This window comes from Geothrix sp., assembly GCF_030219325.1.
GTDB lineage: Bacteria > Acidobacteriota > Holophagae > Holophagales > Holophagaceae > Geothrix.
In genome coordinates this window covers 2,953,393-2,977,623 of the sequence record NZ_CP126625.1, presented here as the reverse complement: position 1 = coordinate 2,977,623, position 24,231 = coordinate 2,953,393, and the positions used below count along the sequence as shown (strand labels likewise).

General features: G+C 69.6%; 18 protein-coding genes. 6 read left to right on the top strand and 12 right to left on the bottom strand.

Features of this window, described 5'->3' with window-relative positions; translation table 11 throughout:
* Window positions 1-18: 18 nt before the first annotated feature.
* Genes QOZ81_RS13285 through QOZ81_RS13275 form a run of 3 tightly spaced genes read left to right on the top strand, consistent with a single transcriptional unit; the run spans window position 19 to window position 3,120 of the window.
* Entirely contained in the window at window positions 19-615 is a 597-nt protein-coding gene (locus QOZ81_RS13285) for an OmpH family outer membrane protein (RefSeq protein ID WP_291205468.1), read from the top strand.
* A 25-nt stretch (window positions 616-640) separates the two neighbouring features.
* Window positions 641-1,867 (top strand): spinster family MFS transporter, encoded by a 1,227-nt coding sequence (locus QOZ81_RS13280; protein ID WP_291205471.1) that lies wholly within the window; start codon window positions 641-643, stop codon window positions 1,865-1,867.
* Complete coding sequence (locus QOZ81_RS13275) at window positions 1,864-3,120, top strand: 1-acyl-sn-glycerol-3-phosphate acyltransferase (RefSeq protein ID WP_291205474.1); 1,257 nt, start codon at window positions 1,864-1,866, stop codon at window positions 3,118-3,120. Before QOZ81_RS13280 ends, QOZ81_RS13275 begins: the two co-directional genes overlap by 4 nt.
* Before the next feature lie 55 nt (window positions 3,121-3,175).
* On the opposite strand, the gene QOZ81_RS13270 is transcribed toward QOZ81_RS13275, so the two are convergent.
* Together QOZ81_RS13270 and QOZ81_RS13265 are read right to left on the bottom strand one after the other, a co-directional pair.
* Window positions 3,176-5,761: a hypothetical protein gene (locus QOZ81_RS13270; protein WP_291205477.1), complete on the bottom strand. Its 2,586-nt coding sequence runs from the start codon at window positions 5,759-5,761 to the stop codon at window positions 3,176-3,178.
* A gap of 126 nt (window positions 5,762-5,887) precedes the next feature.
* A complete protein-coding gene (locus QOZ81_RS13265; protein ID WP_291205480.1) occupies window positions 5,888-7,021 on the bottom strand; it encodes a hypothetical protein in 1,134 nt (377 codons plus the stop codon).
* Window positions 7,022-7,203: 182 nt separating this feature from the next.
* On the opposite strand from QOZ81_RS13265, the gene metK reads away from it, so the two are divergent.
* The gene (gene metK, locus QOZ81_RS13260; RefSeq protein WP_291205483.1) at window positions 7,204-8,346 is read left to right on the top strand and encodes a methionine adenosyltransferase; all 1,143 of its coding nucleotides are present in this window, start codon (window positions 7,204-7,206) and stop codon (window positions 8,344-8,346) included.
* A gap of 213 nt (window positions 8,347-8,559) precedes the next feature.
* Here the strand turns inward: metK and QOZ81_RS13255 are convergent, their stop codons facing one another.
* From QOZ81_RS13255 to QOZ81_RS13215, 9 genes are all read right to left on the bottom strand, one after another.
* Window positions 8,560-9,480 (bottom strand): diguanylate cyclase, encoded by a 921-nt coding sequence (locus tag QOZ81_RS13255; RefSeq protein ID WP_291205486.1) that lies wholly within the window; start codon window positions 9,478-9,480, stop codon window positions 8,560-8,562.
* Window positions 9,480-10,490 (bottom strand): glycoside hydrolase family 3 N-terminal domain-containing protein, encoded by a 1,011-nt coding sequence (locus QOZ81_RS13250; RefSeq protein WP_291205489.1) that lies wholly within the window; start codon window positions 10,488-10,490, stop codon window positions 9,480-9,482. Before QOZ81_RS13250 ends, QOZ81_RS13255 begins: the two co-directional genes overlap by 1 nt.
* A gap of 4 nt (window positions 10,491-10,494) precedes the next feature.
* On the bottom strand, window positions 10,495-11,325 hold the full coding sequence (locus QOZ81_RS13245) for a response regulator (protein WP_291205492.1): 831 nt from the start codon (window positions 11,323-11,325) through the stop codon (window positions 10,495-10,497).
* Entirely contained in the window at window positions 11,322-12,752 is a 1,431-nt protein-coding gene (locus QOZ81_RS13240; RefSeq protein ID WP_291205495.1) for an HD domain-containing phosphohydrolase, read from the bottom strand. Before QOZ81_RS13240 ends, QOZ81_RS13245 begins: the two co-directional genes overlap by 4 nt.
* A gap of 72 nt (window positions 12,753-12,824) precedes the next feature.
* Window positions 12,825-15,398 carry an ATP-dependent Clp protease ATP-binding subunit gene (locus QOZ81_RS13235; RefSeq protein ID WP_291205498.1) on the bottom strand — a complete coding sequence of 858 codons (2,574 nt, stop codon included), beginning with the start codon at window positions 15,396-15,398 and terminating at the stop codon, window positions 12,825-12,827.
* Between the two features lie 145 nt (window positions 15,399-15,543).
* On the bottom strand, window positions 15,544-15,813 hold the full coding sequence (locus tag QOZ81_RS13230) for a hypothetical protein (RefSeq protein WP_291205501.1): 270 nt from the start codon (window positions 15,811-15,813) through the stop codon (window positions 15,544-15,546).
* 78 nt (window positions 15,814-15,891) lie between these two features.
* Window positions 15,892-17,742 (bottom strand): kelch repeat-containing protein, encoded by a 1,851-nt coding sequence (locus QOZ81_RS13225; RefSeq protein ID WP_291205503.1) that lies wholly within the window; start codon window positions 17,740-17,742, stop codon window positions 15,892-15,894.
* A 1-nt stretch (window position 17,743) separates the two neighbouring features.
* A complete protein-coding gene (locus QOZ81_RS13220) occupies window positions 17,744-18,013 on the bottom strand; it encodes a hypothetical protein (protein WP_291205506.1) in 270 nt (89 codons plus the stop codon).
* A gap of 363 nt (window positions 18,014-18,376) precedes the next feature.
* On the bottom strand, window positions 18,377-19,624 hold the full coding sequence (locus tag QOZ81_RS13215) for a threonine/serine ThrE exporter family protein (RefSeq protein WP_291205509.1): 1,248 nt from the start codon (window positions 19,622-19,624) through the stop codon (window positions 18,377-18,379).
* Between the two features lie 98 nt (window positions 19,625-19,722).
* Here QOZ81_RS13215 and QOZ81_RS13210 point away from each other — a divergent pair, with 98 nt between their 5' ends.
* Both QOZ81_RS13210 and QOZ81_RS13205 read left to right on the top strand, forming a co-directional pair.
* Window positions 19,723-21,759 (top strand): molybdopterin-containing oxidoreductase family protein, encoded by a 2,037-nt coding sequence (locus QOZ81_RS13210; protein WP_291205512.1) that lies wholly within the window; start codon window positions 19,723-19,725, stop codon window positions 21,757-21,759.
* Window positions 21,756-23,096 carry a DmsC/YnfH family molybdoenzyme membrane anchor subunit gene (locus QOZ81_RS13205; protein ID WP_291205515.1) on the top strand — a complete coding sequence of 447 codons (1,341 nt, stop codon included), beginning with the start codon at window positions 21,756-21,758 and terminating at the stop codon, window positions 23,094-23,096. The genes QOZ81_RS13210 and QOZ81_RS13205 overlap by 4 nt, the downstream gene beginning before the upstream one ends.
* Here QOZ81_RS13205 and QOZ81_RS13200 read toward each other — a convergent pair.
* On the bottom strand, window positions 23,093-24,190 hold the full coding sequence (locus QOZ81_RS13200; RefSeq protein ID WP_291205518.1) for an NAD(P)/FAD-dependent oxidoreductase: 1,098 nt from the start codon (window positions 24,188-24,190) through the stop codon (window positions 23,093-23,095). The two genes, QOZ81_RS13205 and QOZ81_RS13200, sit on opposite strands and share 4 nt — an antisense overlap.
* Window positions 24,191-24,231: the final 41 nt, after the last annotated feature.

Here is a 24,231-nt window from a genome sequence, read left to right as displayed (position 1 = left end):
TTCGCCCTGGAGATTCCCATGCGCCTCATCGCCCCGTCCCTGGCCGCCCTCTGCCTGTCCGCGGCCCTCGCCACCCCCGCCGCCTCCCAGGAGGCCCCCCGGTTCGCCTTCTTCAGCATCAACCAGCTGGTGCGCACCTCGAAGAAGGCCGGCGCCATCTTCTCCGAGCTGGAGATCACCAAGAAGAACCTGGAGGAGAAGCTGGGGGCCAAGGGGCAGGAGCTCCAGACGCTGCAGCAGCAGCTGAACTCCCCCAGCCTGGATCCCGACAAGAAGGAGGCCCTGGCCAAGAAGTACCGCGACGTGGAGTTCGAGGCCAAGAAGATGCAGGAGGACAGCCAGCAGGAGTACCAGCGCGTGGAGCGGAAGGTCGGCGAGGCCATCACCAAGATCGCGGCCCCCATCGTCGAACAGCTGGCCAAGGAGGAGAAGCTGCAACTGGTCCTGTCCGATCAGGCCATCAGCATCCTCTCCTGGGGTGATGCGGAGTGGCTGAAGGCCTTCACCGCCGAAGTCTCCAAGCGCCTGGACGCCACGGACGCCGCCCCCGCGCCGAAGCCCGCCGCCGCGGCTCCCAAGCCGGCTGCCGCCAAGCCCGCCGCTCCCAAGAAGTAAGCCCGGCCGTTGACGGCCTGCTGAGATGACCGCCGCGCGACGGCTGCTCCTGCTGCTCACCGGGATCAACCTGGTGAACTACCTGGACCGGTATGTCGTCGCGGCGGTGATCGAACCCCTGGGCCGGGACCTTGGACTCACGGACACTCAGCGGGGCTGGGTGAACGGGGTCTTCCTGCTGGCCTACATGGTGGGCGCTCCTTTGTTCGGCCTGCTGGCCGACCGGTTCCACCGGCCGCGCCTGGTGGCCGTGGGCGTGGGGCTGTGGAGCCTGGCCACGGCCGGGGCCTGCCTGGTCCATGGCTTCTGGGGCCTGCTCTTCACCCGCTCGCTGGTGGGCGTGGGGGAGGCGGCCTACGCCAGCCTGGGACCTGCCCTGCTGGCCGACCTCTTCCCCGAGGATGAGCGGGCTGCCAAGTTCACCTGGTTCTACCTGGCGATTCCCGTGGGCTCGGCCCTGGGCTACGCCCTGGGTGGCATCGTGGCCCAGCACTGGGGCTGGCGCCAGGCCTTCCTGGTGGCCGGCCTGCCAGGCCTGTTCTTCGCCGCGCGCATGGCCACCCTGGCTGATCCTCCCCGGGGCGGCCAGGACCAGGGGGCCGATACGGCCGCAGGGCTCTCCTACGGGCTGAAGCTGCGCGCCATCCTCACCAACCGGGTCTGGGTGGCCTGCACGGGCAGCTACGTGGCCTACACCTTCGCCATGGGGGCCCTGAGCTTCTGGGGCAGCGCCTTCCTCCAGCGCCGCCACGGGGTGAGCGTGGGGGCTGCGGGCGAAGTATTTGGCATCTTCCTGGTGGTCACGGGGATCCTCGGCACCTTCGCCGGAGGCCTGCTGACCAAGCGGCTCCAGCACCGCTGGCCCGACATCGGCGTGGATCTGAGCGCCGCCACCCTGCTGCTCGCGATCCCGGCGGTGTTCTGGGCCCTGTCCTCGGGGCACCTGCAGGCCACCTATGTCGCCTTCTTCGCGGCCATGCTCATGCTGTTCGTGAACACCAGCCCGGTGAACGCCCTTACGGTGAGCTGCCTGCCGGCCTCGGTGCGGGCCACGGGCACGGGCCTCAACGTGCTCCTCATCCATCTGCTGGGCGATGCCCTCAGCCCGGCCCTGGTGGGTCGGGTCTCGGAAGCGGGCGGGGCGGGGGGCGCGGCCCTGGGCCGGGCCATGCTGCTGGTCATTCCCGCCATCGCGGCTTCGGCCGTGGCCCTCATCTGGGCCCGTCGCCGGCCGGCCGCCGGACTGGCATGAACGGCGGCAGCGGGACGGCGCGATTCCTGGGGCGCATCTGGTTCCGCGCCCTGCGCCAGGAGGGGCCCCCCCTGCCGCCGGGGGCCTGCCTCATCCTGCTGAACCATCCGAACGGCCTGCTGGATCCCCTCGCGGCGGCCGCCCTGCTCGACCGCAAGGCCGGCTGGCTGGCCAAAGCCACCCTCTGGAAGATCCTCCCGCTGCGGCCCTTCCTCTCGGCCTTCAGGGCCATTCCCGTGACCCGCCCCAAGGATGGCGGCGCCACGCGTGAATCCATCCTGGGGAGCTTCCACGAGGTCCACGAGGTGCTGGCCCGGGGGGGCTCCGTCGCCATGTTTCCCGAGGGCGTGAGCCACACGGAAGCCGACCTGGCACCCCTCAAGACCGGCGCAGCCCGGATCGCCCTGTCCAGTCCCGTGCCCCTGTCCCTGGTGCCCGCGGGTCTGGTCTACGGGGATCGCGGCACCTTCCGGCACAGCGCCCTGCTGCGGCTGGGGGCGCCGATCCCCTTCGGGGACCTGGCCGGGCAGGGGACTTCGCCCGAGGCCATCGCCGAGCTGACCGCCCGGATCCGCGCCGCACTCCGGCCCCTCACCCTGCATGAGGCCGATGCGCGCTGCCTGGCCCTGGCCCAGGAGGTGGCCTGGCTCCTGGCCGAGGCCCCGGGCACGCGGGTGGACCTGGAGGCCCTGCGCCTGCGGGTGCGCGCCCTGGCGCCGCGCCTGGGCGCCCTCTCCGCCGAGACCTTCGCGGCCCTGGAGGCCCGCGTCCACGGGGCCCAGGCCTGGTTGCGGGCCAAGGGACTGCGGCCCGATCAGGTGGGCCACCCCTATCCGGCGGCCGAAGTGCGGCGCTGGTTGCCGGGCGCCGCCCTCCGCCTGGCGAGCGCGGTCCTGCTGCTGTCGCCGGGCCTGCTCTTCTGGCCTCCGTACCGCCTGGCCGGCTGGCTGGCGGGGCGGTTCACGGACGAAGGAGACCAGGTCGCCACCCTGAAGCTGCTGAGTGGGGCGCTGCTCTTCCCGCTGTGGGCCCTCCTGCTGGCCGGCGCGGCCGGGTTCGCCTGGGGGTGGCGGATGGCCCTGGTGCCCCTGGCGGCGCTCCTGGCCATCGGCCTGGGCCTGCCCATCCTGGAGCGGGCCGCCGAGGACCTGCAGGCCGTCCGCGGCTTCCTCCGGCGCCGGGATCCCGCCGTGCCCGAGCTGCTGGAGGCCCGGAGGCAGCTGCTGGAGGCCTTTCCGGAACTGGGTGGCTGACCCTTGAAACGGGAAGCGCCGCCCACGAGGGCGGCGCTTCCGTGGTGCGGTCTGGCTATTCGGTGGGCGTGAGCGGGTAGTGGATCGACAGGCTCTCGGGACCGAAGAGCCCGGGAATGACCATCTTCGTCAGGCCGCTCGGGGAGGCCACGAAGGGGAAGCCGGCGGCGTTGGCGCCGTCGACGACCAGGCCGTACTTGACCCAGGCGTACATCTGCGTCTGACAGCTGGCGACATTGGCGGCCGTGGCCGTGTCCTGGAGCAGCATGCCGTGCTGGGCGGGGCTGTACTGCATGACGCCCTGGGTGGGCGTGGTGGCCGAGGAGGCCGTGGCGGCAGCCACGGGCGCCTTGATGGCAGCCAGGGTCGCGCCATAGACATAGGGCACGGCAGGGGCCACCTGGGTGTTGCGGAGCACCTGCGTGAATCCGGGAAGGCCGGTGGTGGCGCTGACGTCCACGCCCAGCTGTCCCTGGCGGCCCGCGAAGGCATTCACGAAGTACTGGCCGCAGGCGTTCTGGATGACCGTATCACCCACCGCTTCCTGCACCAGCAGGCGGTTGATGAACCGTGAGACGGGGGCACCGGGGAGGGGCGTGCCCATGGTGGCGGGGTCGATGGGATCGGCCACGGCCTGGGCCAGCGCGAAGAACTGGTAGAAGGCGGCGCTGCCCGTGGGGACGCCCGCGGCGGCGAGGCCACCGGCCACGGTGGTGGCGAAGGAGGGGCTTTCCTTCAGGATCCAGGCCAGGCGCGCGCCCGGAACGCTGAGAAGGCCCTTCATGTTGCTGCCCCCGGTCTGGGAGCTGTTGCCGGCCAGGAAGTAGGAGCCGACGATGCTGCCCAGGCTCTGGCCCACGAACTGGCTGGCACCGGCGGCACTCAGGGACTTGCCGGCAGTGGTCATGGCCGCCTGCAGGCTGGTGGGATCCGCGGCCGGCTGCTTGAGGATCCGCTCCAGGCGCCAGAGGTTGAAGGCGCTGGTCTGCACGTTGGTGCGAGCGGTGAGGATGGAGGGCAGCATGAAGAAGTTGCTGGCCCACTCAGCCGCGGGGCGGCCGTTGCCCATGCCGGGTCCGGTGTAGAGCGGGGAGGTCAGGCTGCCGCTCACGGCGGTTCCGGTGACGTCGAGCTGCCCGTTGGCCGGCAGGCCATGGACGGCCTGGTCGATCGAGACAACGGCATAGCCCGCGGCGCAGAGGGTGTTGGCCAGGCCCAGGGCCTGTTCCTTCTGGCCGCCGATGCCGTGCATGAAGACGGCCACGGGGTATCCGCCCACCGGGGCGGGGGTGATGGGTGCGATCACGATGAAGGGCACCCGCCGGGTCCGGTGGTAGAACCCGCGCAGTACGCCGGTGCCATTGCGGAAGGACTGCAGGACGCCCGTGCCCGGGGCGGCGGCGAGGGGGCCGATGGCCACGCTGGTGCCGGGGTTGTAGACCAGGCCGGTGATGGCATCGAGGTTGCCGCCGGCGTTGGCGAGGTTGGCGTGCACGGCGTAGGGGTCAAGCTGGAAGTCGGCGCTTTCAAAGGTGCCGGCGCCCACGAAGCCCACGGCGGCGCTGGGAATGGAACCGAAGATCGCCGAGATGGAACCGGCGCCGCTGGGGATGGCGGAGGTGCCCATGAGCTGGAAGTGCGAGACGCCGTTTGTCCAGGCGCGGCTCTCGGCCGTGCTGAAGTCAGCCAGCAGGGCGGTGGCGCCCAGGTTCGCGTTGTTCGCGTAGGCCCACAGGGCCGTCTCCACGGGCATCCGGGAGGCGGGCGTGCCGACGGGGTCGGCGGGAATGTAGCCCGCTCCCGTGGTGATGAAGCGGCCCATGAGGGCGATGTCGGCCCGCTGGGTGATGGTGGTGGTGGCGCTGGCGGCGATGAGGTCGTTCATCACCTTGGCGTAGCCGGAGAGCTGGATGTTGGCGCCCGCCATCGCGTCGGAGCGGATGGGTTCCAGCGCGGCGAAGGAGCCGGCGAGGGCCGTGGTGGACTTCAGGGCCTCGAAGAAGGGTGAGGCGGAGATGGACTTGCCCGCCGTGTCCTTCACCCGGTTGGTGACCACGTAGAGGAAGCGGTAGCCAGGCGGCAGGGGCACCTTGGGCATGGCGTAGGCACCCACGCCGCTGGGGGTGAGCGCCATGGTGCTGAACGTGAAGAGCCCGGAGATGTCCGTGAAGGTCAGCGGGTTGTTCTCATAGCTGGAGGGGTTGACCGACGGTGCCTGGTCGGGCGTCACCATGAAGATCTTGATGTTCGCGCCGTTGATGGTGGCGGTGTCCACGCCGTTGGTGAAGCCGATGTAGATGGGGGCGTTCACGCCGGACACCGCGTGGGTGTTGCCCATCTCCTTCAGGTTCACGTAGGCCAGCGCCTTGTCCGGAGTGAGCGGGTAGCCGGGGTTGATGTTGAGGGTGCCGGCTGCCGGCGTGGAAGTGGCGGTGTAGGTGATGCTGGTGGTGGTGGCCGTCACCAGGACGTTCGGCAGAGGCACGGCGCCCGAGGCCGGGTCGAAGACTGCGGTGGTCGAGCTGGGGCTGCTCTCGGGGCCGGTGACGGTCATGGTCGTCTTGGAATCGCCGCCGCCGTTGCAGGCGAGGAGGCCCAGCAGGGACGTGCCCAGGAGCGCTTGGTACAGGTTTACGCGCATTGCTTCACCTCATGGGTGTGGTTAGAGGAAATCCAGGATGGGTCTCCAGACGATAGGCGGCCCGGAGCCGAAATTCCACAAAAAAGGAGGGGCCCCAGCCGGGGCCCCTCCAGGTGGTGGGAAACGCTAGTCCGTCACCGCAAAGACGACCTTATCGTTCTTAAAGCGACTCACGGTGATGAGCTCCACCGTGGCGGTCATCTTGTCCTCGCTGATGGTCAGCTTGTAGTGCTCGTCCTTCAGGTAGGAGCCGGGCACCACGTTGACCTTGCCGATCTTCTTCAGGCCCAGGTCGGCGGCCTTGATGACGATGGTTTTGGCGGAGCGCAGGTCGAGGCTCTGGGTGAAGACCTCGTCGCGCCAGTTCTTGCCCGCGCGGTCCTTGGCGAAGACGGGGATCTCGATGACGCCGTCGGCCTTCAGCTTGTCGCGGGTGCCGACGACGTAGTGGAGGGAGTTCAGCTTGGCCAGCTGGCCGGCATTGTCGGCCTGGAGCTTGGTGCGCTCCTCGATGAGGTTGCTGCGCTCGCTCTGGAGGGTGGTGATCTCCTCGGTGATCTTCTTCTTCTGGCTTTCGAGATCGAGGACCTCCTCCTGCAGCTTTTCGTTCGCAGCCACGGCCTCGTCGCGCTCGCCTTCGATCTTCTCGCGCTCCTGGCGCATCAGGTCGTTGGGGCTGATCTTGGCCTTGCCCTGGGACACCCAGGTGCCGTAGGTGCCGTTGGCATAGAAGTGGTAGACCTCGAACCCGGGGGCCAGCTTGTCGAGGATGGCCACGCGGCTCACCAGCTTCTTGGCCTCGGCCTCGGGCACACCCTTCTTCTTGAGGAAGCGCAGGGCCATGCCGTAGTGGCTGTCATTGGGCTTGGCCAGGTCGGGCTTGGGCAGGTCGGCCTTGAGCTTGGCGAGCTTGGTGTTGAGATCCTTGATCTCCTTGTCCTTGTCCAGCACTTCCTGGAGCAGGGCCTGGTACGAGCTGTTCTTCTCGTTCTTGATGCGCTCTTCCAGGGCCTTCTTCTGGTCGTCGGTGAGCTGGAGGGTCTCGGCGTTGGGCTTGATGTCATTGACACCCGCCTGGGCCAGCTTCTTCTGCTGCTCGCTGCCGGCCTGGTTCAGCTGCTGGTTGGCCTTGTCGGCCTCGGCGGCCTTCTGGGTCAGTTCCCGGATCTGGGGGTCCTCGCGCTTGCAGGCGGTGGAGACCATCAGGACGGAGGCGGCCATGAGGGCCAGGGCCAGCGTCGGACGTCGGAAGGGGTTCATGGGTTCCTCCACGGGGGGCGGTAGGGAAGTGCAGCGAAGACGGGGAACTCCCCACCTTAGTCCCCAAGCCTATGGCAAGGCAAGGATTCGCGCGTCATCCGAAAGGTGTATGGGTCGGCGACCCACGATATACTCATAGTTTCCCCCGGACAGCTGTTTGGGGGTGTTCCGAGGAGTCCTGCATGGCCACTCAGGGGCGGCACCTGTTCACATCCGAGAGCGTCACCGAGGGCCATCCCGACAAGATGGCGGACCAGATCTCCGATGCCATCCTGGACGCGGCCCTGAAGGACGACCCCCGCAGCCGCGTGGCCTGCGAGACCCTCCTCACCACCGGCCTCGTGCTGGTGGCGGGCGAGATCACCACCGAGACCTACATCCCCGTGGCCGCCCTGGTGCGCGACGTGGTCAAGGACATCGGCTACGACCACCACATCAAGGGTTTCGACTACGCGACCTGCTCGGTGATGGTGACCATCGACCAGCAGAGCCCCGACATCGCCATGGGCGTGGACACCGGCGGCGCCGGGGACCAGGGCCTGATGTTCGGCTACGCCTGCAGCGACACGCCCGAGCTGATGCCCGCCCCCATCCACTTCAGCCACCTGCTGACCCGGAAGCTGTCCGAGGTCCGCAAGAACGGCCAGCTGCCCTGGCTGCGCCCCGATGGGAAGTCCCAGGTCACCGTCGAATTCGACGGCGACAAGGTGAAGCGCATCCACACGGTGGTGATCTCCACCCAGCACGATGAGCACGTCACCCAGAACACCATCCGCGACAGCATCCTCCAGGACGTGATCAAGGCCGCGCTGCCCGCGGAGCTGCTGGATGGGCAGACCATCTTCCACGTGAATCCCACCGGCCGTTTCGTGGTGGGCGGGCCCATGGGCGACACGGGCCTTACGGGCCGCAAGATCATCGTGGACACCTACGGCGGCACCGGCCACCACGGCGGCGGCGCCTTTTCGGGCAAGGACCCCAGCAAGGTGGACCGCAGCGCCGCCTACATGGGCCGCTACATCGCCAAGAACATCGTGGCGGCGGGCCTGGCGACCCGCTGCGAGATCCAGCTCGCCTACGCCATCGGCGTGGCGGAGCCCGTGTCCATCGCCGTGGACACCTTCGGCACCGGCCAGGTGTCCGATGAAGCCATCGTCCGCGCCGTGCGCGAGATCTTCAGCTGCACGCCCAAGGCCATGATCGAGGCCCTGGACCTGCGCAAGCCCATCTACCGCGCCACGGCGGCCTATGGCCACTTCGGCCGCCCCGGGTTCAGCTGGGAGAAGACGGACAAGGTGGATGCGCTTCGCAAGGCTGCGAAGTAGGCCGCCTGCGGCCGCTGGGCGCGCCGTTCCGGCGCACGCGGCGCCTGCTTCCCCGCGATCGGACGCGCCTTTAGGCGCGTCCTCCCACTCGGGCGCCAAGGCGCCCTCGCGGAGCGGGTCCCGCCCTACGGCCGCTTCGGCCGCCCCGAGTTCAGCTGGGAGAAGACGGACAAGGTCGAGGCGCTGAAGAAGGCGGCGAAGTAAGCCTGAGGCCTACCCCGCCATCTCCACCCGATTGCGGCCACCCTGCTTGGCCCGGTAGAGGGCCTCGTCGGCGTGCTTCAGGAGTTCCTCGGCGTGGGGGACGTCGCCCTGGCCGTCGCGGGAGGCGACGCCCATGCTGGCCGTCTTCTTCAGCGTGACGCCATCGAGCTGGTGCTCCAGCTCCGCGAACTTCTGGCGGAGGTTCTCGGCCACCTGGGCCGCCGAGGCGAGATCCGTGTGGGTCAGCACCAGGGTCAGCTCCTCCCCGCCGTAGCGCGCGGCCAGGTCCGTGGTGCGCACGTTGGCCCTGAGCAGGGCGCCGATGTTCCGCAGCACCTCGTCACCCATGGCGTGGCCGTGGGTGTCGTTCACCTGCTTGAAGTGGTCGATGTCGATCATCACCACGGACAGCGGCGTCTTGTAGCGGCGGGCCCGCTGGACCTCCTCCTCCAGGCGCGCCATGAGGCGCCGGCGGTTGGCCAGCCCCGTCAGCGCGTCCGTGACGGAAAGCGTTTCGAGCTGGACGTTCTTCTCGCGCAGCTCGTCCTGCAGGAGCTTCAGCTTGGTATGGATGCGCACCCGGGCCAGCAGCTCCTTCTCGTGGAAGGGCTTGGTCACGTAGTCGGAGGCGCCACGCTCCAGGATCTCGGCCTTGCGGTCCAGGTCGTCCTCGGCGGTGAGGATGATGACGGGGATCTGCTCCAGCTCCTTGCGGCTGGCCTTGAGGCCCAGGAACTTCAAGCCATCGAAGCCGGGCATGACCAGGTCGCAGAGCACCAGGTCCGGGGGCTGCTCCATGATGGTCTTGAAGGCCGTGAGGCCGTCCGAGGCCTCCATGAAGTGCGTGAAGCTGCCGTCCTTCATGAGCACGGCCTTGATCTCGCTGCGGATCATGGCGTTGTCGTCGACGATGAGGATCCGGCCGGCCATCACACCTCCTCTGCGGCCGTCTGGAGCCGCGCGATCCAACTGTTCCAGGCCTGCGGGTCGAAGGGCACGGGTCCCGGCAGGTGCCTCCGCATGGATTGGGTGGCCTTCAGGGCCGGGGCGCAAAGTCCCTCCGGAAGCCGTCCCGCCGCTTCGGCGCAGGCGGTCCAACCTGCCGGCGTCTGGCAGACCAGCAGCCACTGGTGACCGGCCTCCAGGGACAGCCGCACCCGGTCGTCCCAGCTCCAGTCCGCGCAGCCGCCCATTTCCAGATCGTCAGGGAGGAACCGGCCCTGGATGCCCCAGGGGTTGTCCACCACGGAGGCCCGGTGGAGGCTCGCCGGCAGCGGGCCGCTGGCCGGGGTCCGGAGGTGGGCCACCATGACCAGCCGATCCGGATGGGCGAGGGGGACGAAGGCCGCCGCGTTGCGGTCCACCTGGGTGGCATTGGCCAGGGCCGGCAGACCCTGGTGGCTGTCCAGGGTGGTGCCGCCCAGGCCGGGGAAATGCTTGAGGCAGCCCCGCACCCCGGTGGATTCCAGGCCATGCAGGAAGGCGCCGGCCGCGGCCGCGGCCTCGGCGGGCAGGGCGCTGGCCGCGCGATCCCCGATGCCGGCGCCGGGGTGGCCGTCCCAGAGGTCCAGGACGGGCGCGAAGTCCACGTTGAAGCCCAGCAGGCGCAGCCCCTCGCCCCAGAGACGGCCCCAGGCCGAGCAGGCGGACGGTCCACCCCGGGTCCAGAGCTGGCGCAGGGGCGGCGTCGGGCCGGTCCAGGGCCGCAGGCGGCTCACGGGGCCGCCCTCCTGGTCCAGGGCCACGGCCAGGGGCAGGTCCGCGCCAAAGCGGGCCTGGAGCGCGTCGACGAGGGCCCGGCAGCGGGCAGGCCCCCGTTCGGGGTCCGGATCCAGGTTGCGGGCGAACAGGATGACGCCCCCGGGCTGGAAGGGCAGGTCCACCTCGGCGGGGTCGAGACCGCGGAAGCCGGTCCAGAGAAGCTGATGGGAGCTGGTCATCTCCTCACCTTACCCGGAGGACCAGTTCCAGGTGGCGGGCCAGCAGCAGGAAGGCCGGATCCGACTCCATGAAGGCGGAGCGGCTCTCGAAGCCGAGGTAGAGCCAGCCGGCGGGGCCCAGGGGCAGCAGGTGGTCCTCGGCGTAGCCCAGCCCGGGCGCGGTCAAGGGTCCGGGCTGGGGCCGGGTGAGCCGTGGGGGCAGGGCGAGGCGCCCGCGGGCCGCCACGCAGTGCAGGTTGCCGTCCTTGCCCCGCCGGTAGATGCCCAGGCCATCCGGGGACCAGCGGGCCGCCAGTTGGTCCAGCAGGGGGTCGAGGGCCTCCCGGAACGAGGGCGCGTCCAGGGCCTGGAGCCCCAGGTCGCAAAGGGTGAGGGCCTCCGCATGGGCTTCCTGGAGGTCGCGGGTCCGGCTCAGGATCCGGCTTTCCAGCTCCTGCTGGTAGTCGCGGACCTTCCCGAGCAGGCTGGCATGGTCCAGAGCCCGGTTGAGGACCACTTCCATCTCGGCCAGGCGGAATGGCTTCTGGATCAGGTCGTAGGCGCCACGCTTCAGGGCCTCGATGCTGGTGTCCAGGGTGGCGTAGGCGGTGATGAGCACGCAGAGCGTGTCCGGGAAGTGGTGCCGGATCGCGCCGATGAGGTCGAGCCCCGTCTGCCCGCCGGGCATGTGCAAGTCCGTGAGGACGACCGGGAAGGACCGCTCGGCCATGCGGGCCAGGGCGGCCTCGCCGCTGGCCACGGCCTCGGCGCTGTAGCCCTGATCTCCGAGGGCCTCCAGCAGCGTCTCGCGGACTTCGAGCTCGTCATCGACGATGAGGATGGGCTGCTGGATCATGGGACCCGTACCGTGGGGATGGTGCGCTCGTAGATCCTCGCCTCCAGGAAGATCCGCAGCACCTCGGTGTCCAGCAGGTTGACCTTGGCCTCCTGCTCCAGGATCTGGAGGCTGCGCTCCACGCTCACGGCGGCCTTGTAGGGCCGGTCGGCGGCGGTGAGGGCGTCGTAGACATCCGAGACGGCCATCAGCTTGCTTTGGACGGGGATGTCCGGCTCCTTGAGCTGGCGGGGATAGCCTTTGCCGTTGAGGCGCTCGTGGTGGGCCCAGGCGATCTCGGGGACGCCCGCCAGCTCCGAGGTCCAGGGGATCTGGCTGAGGAACCGGTAGGTGTAGGTGACGTGGTTCTGGATCTCGTCCCGCTCCTGGTCGGAGAGGCTGCCCTTGGTGATCCTCAGCAGGTCGATGTCCTGGCGCTCGATGAGGGTCCGGCGGTCACCCGACCAGTGCTGGTAGGTGAGCTCCTCCAGCTGGTCCAGCTCCAGGGCCACCTTCTCGGGCAGGACCGTGGGCTCGTTGCTGCGCCGGACCAGGTCCATCAGGCGGCGGGTCTCCTCCTCCTGCTGCCTCAGGAGGCCACCCAGGGCGTCGTGGTCGAAGGGGTTGCCCTTGCTCCAGGCATCCAGCATGCGGTCGCGCATGGACTCGAGGGTGCGCTGGTGCAGGCGCTGGTAGATGCTCTCCAGGTGCTCGCCCTCGATCTTCTTGGCCTTCACCAGCACCTGCTCGCGGACGCCCACCTTCCCGAAGTCGTGCAGCAGGCTGGCGTAGCGGATCTCGCGGATCTGGAGCGGGTTGAAGTGGAGGCCCCCATAAGGGCCGTTGGGCGTCTGGTTCACGGCCTCGGCCAGGCCCACCGTCAGGTCCGCCACCCGGCTGGAGTGGCCTGAGGTGCTGGGATCGCGGGCCTCGATGGCCGTCACGGAGGCGTTCACGAAGCCTTCGAAGAGCCTCTCGATGTCGTTCTTCAGTCCCAGGATCTCCTGGGTGCGGGCCTCGACCATCTGCTCCAGGTTCTTCTGGTATTCCTCGTTCTCCTGCACCAGGCGGTAGTGCTCCAGGGCGCGCTCCAGGCTGGCTTCGATCTCGGCGAGCTTGAAGGGTTTCTGGATGAAGTCGTAGGCGCCGCGCTTGAGGGCCTGGATGGCAGATTCCGTGGTGGCGTAGCCGGTCATGAGGATGCCCATGGCCTGGGGATCCTCGTCATGGATGGCCCGGAGCAGCTCCAGCCCCGACAGCCCGCCGGGCATGTTCAGGTCCGTGAAGATCACCGGGAAATGACGCTCCCGCACCCGGGCCAGGGCCTGGGTTCCACCATCCGCCCCCACGGCCGCGTAGCCCTGGTCCTCCAGGGCCTCCACCAGCAGGTTTCGGAGGTCCGCCTCGTCGTCCACGATGAGGATGGGGATGGGAGAGGGGAGGGGCACGCAGACTCCGGCTACGCCACCCTCATCGGACCGGGGCCGGGCCGGGGCAAGTTTCGGGAGCCTGGGCCGCCCCTACTGGACCGCCTCGGCCTCCACCAGGAGCTGCCCGTCCCGGACGGCCAGGCGGGCCAGGCCACCGGGTTGGAGCTGGCCCTGGAGGACCAGGCGGGACATGGGGTTGACCACGGCCTGCTGGATGAGCCGCTTGAGGGGGCGGGCGCCGAATTGCGGGTCGAAACCCTCGGCAGCCAGCCAGTCCAGGGCCTCCTCGGGCACCTCCAGCCCCAGGCGCTGGGCCTGGAGCAGGGCCTCGACGCGCTTCAGCTGGATGCGGGCCACGGCCTTCATGTCCTCGCGGCTCAGGGACCGGAAGATCACCACTTCGTCGAGCCGGTTCAGGAACTCCGGCCGGAAGTGGGCGTGCAGGGCCGCCTGGACCGCCAGCTCGGCCTTGGAGGTGTCTCCCCCGGCGTCGAAGATGGCCTGGCTGCCCAGGTTGGTGGTCATGAGCACGACGGTGTTGCGGAAGTCAACGGTCCGCCCCTGGCCGTCGGTGAGGCGGCCGTCCTCCAGGACCTGGAGGAAGAGGTCAAAGGTGCGGGGGTGCGCCTTCTCCATCTCGTCCAGGAGGATGACGGCGTAGGGCCGGCGGCGGATGGCCTCCGTGAGGCGGCCGCCCTCCTCGTAGCCCACGTAGCCGGGGGCGGCGCCGATGAGCCGGGTGGCGTCGGCCTCGTGGGTGAACTCGCTCATGTCGATGCGCACCAGGGCGTTCTCGTCGTCGAAGAGGAACTCCGCCAGGGCGCGTGCCACCTCGGTCTTGCCCACGCCCGTGGGACCCAGGAACAGGAAGCTGCCGATGGGCCGCTTGGGATCGCCCAGCCCGGCGCGGTTGCGGCGGAGGGCGTCGGCGATGGCCGTCAGGGCCGGGTCCTGGCCCACGACGCGCTCCGTGAGGCGGGCTTCCATCTTCAGGAGCTTCTCCACCTCGCCTTCGAGGATGCGGCTCACGGGGATGCCGGTCCAGCGGCTTACGATGGCCGCCACGTCCGCCTCTCCGACCTCCAGGCGCAGCATCGCGCTCTCCCTGGGGGCCGTGGCCGCCAGCTGCTTCTCCAGGGCCGGGATCTCGCCGTACTCCAGGCGGGAGGCGCGCTCGTACTCGCCCTTCGTCTTGGCCTGCTCCAGCTCGATGCGCAGATCATCCAGCCGCTTCTGGATGGCCCGGGCTCCCTCGATGACCTTCTTCTCGTTTTCCCACTGTGCCCGCAGGTGGCTCAGCTCCTCGTTCAATTCCGCCCATTCCTTTTCGATATCTGCGAGCCGCGCGCGGCTGGCAGCATCCTTTTCCTTCGTCAGGGAATGCCGCTCCATCTGCAGCTGCATCTCCCGTCGCTCGCGCACGTCGATCTCCGTGGGCCGGCTGTCGATCTGCATGCGCACGGCGCTGGCCGCCTCGTCCATGAGATCCACGGCCTTGTCGGGCAGGAAGCGATCCGCGATGTAGCGGTGGCTCAGCTGGGCGGCGGCCACCAGGGCGGCATCCTGGATGCGCACCCCGTGGTGCAGCTCGTAGCGCTCCTTGAGTCCCCGCAGGATGGAGATGGCGTCCTCCACACCGGGTTCCTCCACAAACACGGGCTGGAAGCGGCGCTCCAGGGCGGCATCCTTCTCGATGTATTTGCGGTATTCGTCCAATGTGGTCGCGCCGATGCAGCGCAGCTCGCCCCGGGCCAGGGCGGGCTTCAGCAGGTTGGCGGCGTCCATGCCGCCGGACACGGCACCCGCGCCCACCAGCAGGTGCAGCTCGTCGATGAAGAGGACGACCTGGCCCTCGGCCTTCTCCACCTCCTGGATCACGCCCTTGAGGCGCTCCTCGAACTGGCCCCGGTACTGGGTTCCGGCCACCAGGGCGCCCATGTCGAGGCCCATGACGCGCAGCCCCTTGAGGCTTTCGGGCACGTCGCGCTTCTGGATGCGCTGGGCCAGGCCCTCCACGATGGCGGTCTTGCCCACGCCGGGCTCGCCGATGAGCACGGGGTTGTTTTTCGTGCGCCGGGACAGCACCTGCAGCACGCGACGGACCTCCTCGTCCCGGCCGATGACGGGGTCCAGTTTTCCGGCGGCGGCCAGGGCCGTGTAGTCCTTGGCGTACTTCTCCAGGCTGGCGAACTTCTCCTCGGCCTTCTCGTCCTCCACCTTCGAACCCTTGCGGACCTCGCGGATGACCGCCTCCAGGGCCTTCCGGCCCAGGCCGAAACGCTCCAGCAGCGGCTTGGCGTCGGTGTGGGCGTTGGCCAGGGCCAGCAGCAGGGCATCGGTGGCGAGGAAGCGGTCCCCCAGCCCCCGGCCGGTGTCGCTGGCCACGTCGAGGAAATGCCGGAAGGCCGCGCCCACCTGGGGTTCGGCTCCGCCCACGGCCCGGGGGAGCTTGGCGATGAGGCCCTCAGCGGCGTCCGCCAGGCCGCGGATGGATTCCGGGTTCAGCCCCGCCCGTTCCAGCAGGGGATGGAGCCCGGCCTCGTTGGCCAGCAGGGCCCCGAAGAGGTGCTGGGGCACCAGCTCCGGGTGCTGGTCGCGAACGGCCCGTTCCCGGGCGGCCACCAGGGCGTCATTGGCTTTCTGAGTGAAGGGGAGGAGGGACATGCGGCACCTCGCATCCAGAATGATCCAAATATGATTGTAATCAACTAAAATTTTCTTCCAAAATATTATCCATACCCGCCTGATCAGGCCAACAAAAAACCCCGCCGGCGGCGGGGTCTGGTCGGGAAGGGGTGCGAGCCGGCGCCTATTTCGGTGGCGGCACGTCCTTGCCCTTGGCGGGGTATTTCTTGGCGACTTCCTTCTGACGGGCCCGCTCCTGGGCATTGGCCTCGTCGGCCCGCTTCTGCGCCGTGTCGTCCTTCTGGCGCTCCTTCACCTTGGGGGGATCGGCCTCCCGGACCCGGTCCACCGTGTCCTTGGCCTTCGCCCGGCTCTTGTCTTCCTTGGACTGGGCGGAGAGGACCGTGGTTCCGGCCAACGCCAACGCCAGGGCAAACATGCCCAGTTTGTTCATGCACATCTCCTTGTGAGCCTTGGGGCCTGGCTCAATATAGGAACCGCCCGGATTCGCACAAGGACCGGGCGGTCGGGCTCAATCCTTCCTCCGGTGCACGATGTCCACCCGGAAGGGCAGGGACTCGATGCCGTTGGCCACCACGAACAGATCAGAATCGCCCAAGGGGAGGCCGGCCGGCACCGCGACATGGGTCGTGATCACGGCGGCTCCGGTGGCGACGCCCATGGAGGGAACTGGGTTCCCCGCCGCATCGGGGGTGGTGTGGTTGAAGGTGCAGCAGTAGGCCACATGGCCGGACTGCCGGTGTCTGATCCGCACCAGCGGGTAGTTGGTGGCGGCGGTGGAGTCGTCGCCGTAGCCGACGGCCTGGGAGAAACCGTTGAAGTTCAGCCCGGAGACTTGGATCGTGTGGCCGGGCTGGATCATGCCCGGGCAGGCCTGGATCACGGGCCGCCAGATGTCCTGCGGCCGGCCGTAGTCCGTGTAGGCATAGAAGCTCGAGTCGTCCTCCCGCATGAACATGACATCGCCGTTGGGCAGCAGCAGCATGCGGCCCACGTAGGTGGCATGGTTGCTGTTTGGAGGATCGCTCACGCGGTTGACGCCCGTCCCATCGAACTCGAAGAAGCTGGTGGGCGAAAGGTAGTCCTCTTCGCCGCCCTTCCCGTTGACCGGAGCGATCCCGAACAGCACGTTGCCGTTGACCAGCAGGCAGCCCGGACCATCCTTCGTGCCCTGCTCCATGCGGCCCGCCTTGGGGAGGTCGGGCCCGGCCATCCAGGTTCCCTGGGCGTTCGCGGTGGCTGGTGCCGTGTAGAGCACGGTCTTGCCCGTGGCCCCGACCCAGAAGGCTCGGCCATCGGGCAGCAGCACGCCGGGCCCCGTCTCGCTCGAGGCATCCTCGACGATGTCGGAGGCCGCCGGGATGCTGCGGTCCGCCATCCAGGTCCGCGTGGCGGGCAGGTACTTCTCCGCAGCCGGATGCCCCGAGCAGTTGGGGGTGCTGACCGTCTGGTCTCGCAGCAGGACCCAGCTTTCCTCCGTGGCCCGGTTCCGCTTGCCGCCGGCCAGCGACCAGGCGTTCGTGGCGGGATCGAAGGTGGCGGTCTGCCGGTCCATGGCATTCCCCATCAGGAAGGTGCCATCCGCCAGCAGGGAGCAGGCCGCATCGCCGATCTTGGCCCAGAAGGCCCCGCCCGCGTCCCTGGGCGGGTCGATCGCCGTCCAGGTGTCCGCCACCGGGTCGTAGATTTCGCAGGTGTTCGTCTCGTCTGCCGCGTTCATGCCGCTGGCATCGGAATACTCGCCCCCGCAGACCAGCACGCGGCCATCGGCGAGGACGGCCGAGGCGAAGTACTTCCGGCCCACGTTGGCGTCCCGCACCCGCCGCCAGGTGCCGTTGAAATAGCTGCCGGTGTTGTCGGGCACCAGCTTCCACCAGCGGCGCGTGCCGTACCCGAGCAGGCACTCCTGCATGAGCACGGTGCCGTCGGTGAGCAGCAGGGCGGTGCCTCCGTTCGCAGTGGAGACGCAGAAGAAGATCGTGATGATGCTCCAGAGCGCGCAGAACACCTCGACGATGATCGACACCAGCACGCAGACGACCTTCACGATGGTGGTGAAGACCACGCACACCACGTTGGCCACCCAGTAGAAGGCGTCGCAGAGCACGTTGGCCACCCAGTAGAAGGCATCGCAGAACCAGGAGCAGGGGGCCCAATCGCAGCATTCGTTGTGCCCATGGTCCGACCAGGCGGCGCACTCGGAATGGCCCTGGTCCGCCCACTGCGCGCAGGACTGCTCGACCTGGTTGGCCCAGCCCACGCAGGCCGTCCGGATGGTCTGTCCGAGCTGCGCGCAGCGGACGAGGGTGAGGCCCAGGTTGCGGGTGCAATTCGAGGGGAGCTGCTTCCAGGTTCCGGCCATCTCATTCTCCTGTGGGGTGTGGGTCGAGGTTGGGGGACAGGGCAGGGCTGGCCGGCCGGTTCCGGCCCATGCGGTAGCGCAGGATGCCGAGGACCTTCCCGGCCCCCGCCGCCAGGAAGGTGGCGAGGAACACCCTCAGCACCGCCGCCGAGGTGGCCATGCCGTTCGTCCGGCACTGCCAGACGGCATAGCCGGATGACAGGCCGAGGCCGACCACCGTGAACACCGCGCCCATGGCGCAGCCGCAGGCATCGTCGCGCAGCTGCTTCATGGCTGCCCCGCAGGGGACGGATCCCCGACGATGCACCGGGCGGCGGGAAGGATCGTGGCATCGGGATTCGGCAAGGGCGCTCTCCTGGAGGTCGCCAAGGCCAGGCAGGAGCGGACCAGGCCGAAGCCCTGGACACCCTCACGAAGCCGTGGAGATTTGATCCAGGCATTTGCAACGAGAAAGCCAATTCATCTTTTTCAAAGCTAATCAAAACATTGCAGCAACATAGAAAAAACAGGCTCAATCGTTTTCAAGAGGGACAATGACCCATGCTGTCCCGGCGGCTGGCGGGCAAGGCGCTGATCCCAGGTTGGTTGCTTCAGTGGACCCAGGGCCGGGTCCAGAGCGCCCCAGCCGGAAGGGCTACAGGGCGGTCCTCGGCTGCACGGCCGCGTGGGCCAGGAGCAGGCCCGTGAGCAGGGCGATGGCCACGAAGAGGGCCTGGAAGGCCGTGTCGAGGCCCATCACCAGCTGCTTCTGGATGATGAACTCGAGGCCCTTGAAGCCGAGGCCCCCGGGCACCAGCACCATCAGGCCCGGCAGCAGCGTCACCACGGAAGGGCGCCGGGTGAGCCGCGTGAAGAGGTTGCTGCCCAGGCCCAGGGCGAAGGCGCCGAGGCCCACGCCGAACTGGGGGCCCAGCAGCACGGCGCCCTGGCGCGCGCCGAAGAAGGCCAGCACGCAGGCCGCGAAGATCCAGGGCAGGTCCCGCGGCCGTGCCTTGAAGATCACCACGAAGGCCGAGGCGGCCAGCAGCAGCGTGGGCAGGATGGTCCAGGCGGGCAGGGGCAGGGGCGTGCCCTGCAGGGCGCGGTCGAGCATGGCCACGGCAAGCCGCTGGCCCAGCGCCACGCCGAACCCCAGCGACAGGAAGGTCATGGCCGTGTCCACCAGGCGGGCGGTGCCGGCGACGAGGTTGCCCGTGGCCAGCTCGTTCATGGACACCACCAGGCGCAGTCCCGGCACAAGGACGATGAGGCCCGCCACCGTGAGCACCTGGGGCGAGACCTGGGGGAACCGGTAGGCGGCGGCCACGGCCAGGAAGCCCACCAGGGTGCCGGCCACGGGATGGACCAGCCGCGCGAGGCCGGCCTTCCGTCCCAGCAGGATGACCATGAGGCCCACCAGGGAACCCAGCACGGCCGTGAGGAGCATCTCGCGCCATCCCCCGCCGAAGAACATGGCGGCCGGGGCGGAGCCGAGGCCGAAGCAGAGCACCGTCAGCAGGGCGCTCCAGCGATCCGGGGCGGCGAGGATCGTCTGCACGCGGTCGTGGGCGCCGGCGGCGTCCAGGTCCCCGGCGATGAGGGCATCCGTGGTCTCCTGCAGGTCCGAGAGCTTCTCCAGGTTCACGTCGCCGGAGGGGCTCCGCTGGATGAAGGTCCAGTGGTGGCCGCCCTTCCCCAGGGAGGCGAAGAAGGCCGTGGGCAGGGCGAAGAACTGGCCCTCCAGGCCCAGCCGCTCCGAAATCCGCGCCAGGGCGTCCTCGAAGCGGTGGGCGGGAATTCCAAAAGCCTGGAAGGCCCGGCCCAGCTCCAGGCAGAGCGCGATCTCGGGCGGCGTGGCGGCCGGCGGGGCGGTGGCGGGACCTGGTGCTTCGGGCGCGGACATGACCCAGGTTAGCGGCCCCGGGCCACCCTGCGGATCTTGATCACAAGCACCTGGAGGAGCGCGGCCCGGCGCATGGCCCTCCCTATCCTGGTAGTGCCATGACCGTCCACACCACCGCCTGTCCCCGGAACTGCTACAGCACCTGCGCCATGCGGGTGACGGTGGAGCAGGGCCGGGTAACGGCCATCGATCCCCACGAGGGCAACCTGGCCACCGCCGAAGGCCCCTGCCTCAAGGGTCTGAGCTACCTGGAGCGGCAGGCCAGCCCCGAGCGGATCCTGCACCCCATGAAGCGGACCGCCACCGGCGCCTTCGAGCGGGTGGGCTGGGACGAGGCGCTGGACCTCATCACCCGCCACCTCGAAACTGCGCGGCGCGCCCACGGGCCGCAGTCGGTCTTCTACTACGCGGCCAGCGGCACCAAGGGCCTGCTCAACAGCTGCGGCCCGGCCTTCTGGCGGCAGTTCGGAGGCTGCACCACCACGTACGGGGACCTCTGCTGGCCCGCGGGGCTGGAGGCCACGCGCCTCACCTTCGGCGACAACCGCCAGAGCGCGCCCTGGGACATCGCCCACTCCCGCCTCATCGTCATGTGGGGCAAGAACGCCTCGGAGACGAACCTCCACCAGATGCGCTTCGTGCATCAGGCGCTGGAGCGCGGGGCCAGGCTGGTGGTGATCGATCCGCGCCGCACCCCCACCGCCGACCGGGCCCACCTGCTGCTGCAGCCGCGGCCGGGCACCGACGGGGCCCTGGCCCTGGGGCTGGCGCACCTGCTCATCGAGGATGGCCAGGTGGACCTGGGCTTCATCCGGGAGCACGTCCTGGGCTACGAGGCCTTCGCCGCGCAGGTGAAGGCCTGGACGCCGATCCGCACCGCCCAGGTGTGCGGCCTCCCCGAGGCGCAGCTCCTCGAGCTGGCCGACCTCATGGGGCAGGTGGCCCCCATGAGCATCTGCGCGGGCTTCGGCATGCAGCGCTACACCAACGGCGGCCAGACCATGCGGGCCATCCAGGCCCTGCTGCCCCTTACGGGCAACCTCGGCAAGCCCGGCGCGGGTTGGGTCTACGCCAACCTCGCCACCCAGATCTTCGGGCACCTGAAGGACCCCCTGGACTTCTACCCGCCGGAGCAGCCCGACGGCGTGGTGCGCGTCTCCGTGAGCACCGCGCGGCTGGGCACGGACATGCTGGCGCAGCAGGACCCGCCGCTGAAGGTGGGCTGGGTGGAGCGGGGCAATCCCGCCGCGCAGAACCCCGAGACGCCCGCGGTGCTGGCGGCCCTGCGGGCCCTGGACTTCCTGGTGGTGGTGGACGAGCGGCTCACGGACACGGCCCGGGAGGCCCACCTGGTGCTGCCCAGCAAGAGCCTCTTCGAGCAGACGGATGTCATCGGGGCCTACTGGCACGCCTATCTGCAGCTCCGGCAGAAGGTGGTGGAGCCCCCCGGCGAGGTGCGGCCCGAGACCGAGATCTACCGCGCCCTGGGCCAGCGCCTCGGCCTGGGCCCGGAGGAGCTGGCCTTCCTGCCCGAGCCTGATGATGCCGGCGTGGAGGCCTGGCTGGAGGCCCGCCTGGCGCCGCACGGACTCTCCCTCGGTCAGCTGCGGGAAGGCCCGGTGCTGGCGCCCGGCGCCGAAGAAGTGGCCTTCGCCGACCTGCACTTCACCACGCCCTCGGGCAAGGTGGAGCTGCTCAGCGAGGAGGCCGTCGCCCGCTGGGGCGTGGCGGCCCTGCCGGACTTCACGCCGCCCGTGGAGAGCCAGGCCGCCGGGGGTGGCAGGCATCCGCTGCAGCTGCTCACGCCCAACACCAAGAACTCGATCCACAGCCAGTTCCTGCCCCTGCAGGTGATCCGCCAGCTCATGCCCGGGCCCAGCCTGGAGATGGGCCCCGAGGACGCCCACCTGCGCGGCCTGAAGGAGGGCGAGCGGGTGCGGGTCTTCAACGACCGGGGCAACCTGGAGCTGCCCCTGCGCATCAGCTTCGGGATGCGGCCGGGCACCGTGGCGGCCTTCAACGGGTTCGGGGCCGAGGATGGCGGCTCCGTGAACCTGCTCTCCCTGGGGCGCGAGACGGACCTGGGTTTCGGCGCCGGCTTCCACGACAACCTGGTCGAAGTGGAGCGGGCGTGACAGCGACCCAGTTCACCTTTGACCCCAACCGCTGCACCGGCTGCCAGGCCTGCGTGCTGGCCTGCTGGATGGAGAACCGCGAGCTGCAGTCGCGCCCCTGGCGCACGGTCCACACCTTCAACGCCTGCGGCCACCCCGACCTGCCGGTCTTCCACCTCTCCTTCGCCTGCCACCACTGCGAGGCGCCCGCCTGCCTCGAACACTGCCCGGCCGATGCCTACACGAAGGATGCGGCCACGGGCGCGGTGACCATCCACGCGGACCGCTGCATGGGGTGCCGCTACTGCACCTGGGCCTGCCCCCACGATGCGCCGAATGTCAACGAAGCCCTCGGCACCATCGAGAAGTGCACGCTGTGCCCCGAGCGGCTGGCCCGGGGACTCGAACCCGCCTGCGTGGCCCGCTGTCCCATGGAGGCCCTGGGCGTGTCCGCCCTTGATCCCGGGAGGCCCCTCGTCGGCGTACCGGGCCTGCCCCCCTCGGCCACGGCACCCGCCATCGCCATCGCGCCCCTGCGCCGCCCCGAGCCACCCAGCCAGGGGCACCGGCCGCCGGACGCCGCCATGCGGCCCTACCTCGAGGCGCTGCTCCGGGTGGCACACCCGAAGATCACGCTCCGGGGCGAGTGGACGCTGCTGCTCTTCACCACGGTGATCAGCGGCCTTGCCGCCTGGCTGGGCGCTTCGCTGCTGGGCGGCCCGCCCCTCCACCGCTGGACCTTCCTGTTCCTGGGCACCCTGGTGCTGGCCCTGAGCACGGCGCACCTGGGGCGGCCGGAGCGCGCCTGGCGGGCCCTGCTGCACCTGCGTACCAGCTGGCTCTCCCGCGAGGTGGCGGCCGTATCGCTCTTCCTGGGGCTCGGCACCCTGGCGGCTTTCGTTCAGCCCGCCCTGGGCATTCCCGCCGCCCTGGCGGGATTTGGGGCCCTCTTCGCCATCGACCGCCTCTACCGCGTGGCCCTGCGCACGGGCCCCTGGAACCTCCACAGCGCCCACGTGCTGTTCAACGGACTCTTCCTGCTGGGCCTGCTGGTCGGGATCCGGCCCCTGGCCCTGGTCCTGGGCCTGGTCAAGGCGCTGCTCTACCTGCACCGGAAGCGGTACTTTGCCGACCTGGGCAGGCCAGTCCGGCCTGCGATCTCCGCCCTGCGGCTGGGCCTCGGCTTCCTGGGCCCCCTGTGGCTGAGTGCGACGCATCCCCTGCTGGCGGCGGCCCTGGCGATCCTGGGCGACCTCATCGATCGGGCCGAGTACTACGACGAACTCGACGTCGCCACGCCCCAGGCGGACCTGATGGCCCGCCTCCGGCAGGGCACGACCGCCGCGCCGGTGTCCTAGCCCGCGACTTCGTCCGCCAGCGCCAGGCAGACCGTGAGGCCCGGGGACTCGATGCCCAGCAGGTTCACCAGGCCCGGCACGCCGTGGTCGGCTTCACGCTGGATGAAGAAGTCCGGCATGGGCTCGCCCGGGCCGTGGAGCTTCGGGCGGATGCCCGCGTAGGCCGGCTGCAGCGAACCGTCCGGTAGTCCGGGCCAGTACTTGCGGACCTCGGCATAGAAGCTGTCGGCGCGGCGCGGATCCACGTCGTACTCCTCGCGGTCGATCCACTCCACGTCGGGCCCGAAGCGGGCCTGGCCCGCCAGGTCCAGGGTGAGGTGCACGCCCAGGGCGCCCTGCGGCGGGATGGGGTAGACCAGCCGGGAGAAGGGCGCGGCGCCGGTGAGGCTGAAGTAGTTGCCCTTGGCGAAGCGGCGGGGCTGGGGTGGCAGGCTCGCGGAACGAGTTCCTTCGATGGCATGGGCCAGGGCGAGGGCGCCCAGCCCCGCGGCGTTGAAGACCCGCCGGGCCAGCAGGGTCATGGGCTCCCCGCCGCCAATCTGAATCTCCAACCCCTGCGGGGTGGAGCGGCCACCCAGCACGGGACTCTTCAGCACCACCGAGGCACCCGCGGTTTCCGCCTCCAGGCACAGGGCGCGCATGAGGCCGTGGCTGTCGACGATGCCGGTGCTGGGGGAGAGCAGGGCCGCCACGCAGTGGAGCCGTGGCTCCAGACGCAGGGCCTCCTCGGCGTCGAGCCACTGGAGATCCATCACGCCGTTGGCCGCGGCCCGGGCCTGGAGCTGGCGCAGGGCCTCCACCTGGGTGGCGTCCGTGGCCACGATGAGCTTGCCGCAGCGGCGGTGGTCTACGTGATGCTCGGCGCAGTACGCGTAGAGGGCCCGGTTGCCCGCCACGCAGAGCCGCGCCTTGAGCGAATCCTTCGGATAGTAGATCCCCGCGTGGATGACCTCGCTGTTGCGCGAGCTGATGCCCGTGCCGATGCGGTCCTCCGCTTCCAGGACGACTATCTCGCGTCCCGACCGGGCCAGCTTCCGGGCCAGGGCCAGCCCCACCACACCAGCGCCGATGACAATGCACTCCACCCGTTCCATGGCTCCATCTTCGCGGCAACGGTGGGCCTGTGGGAAGATCG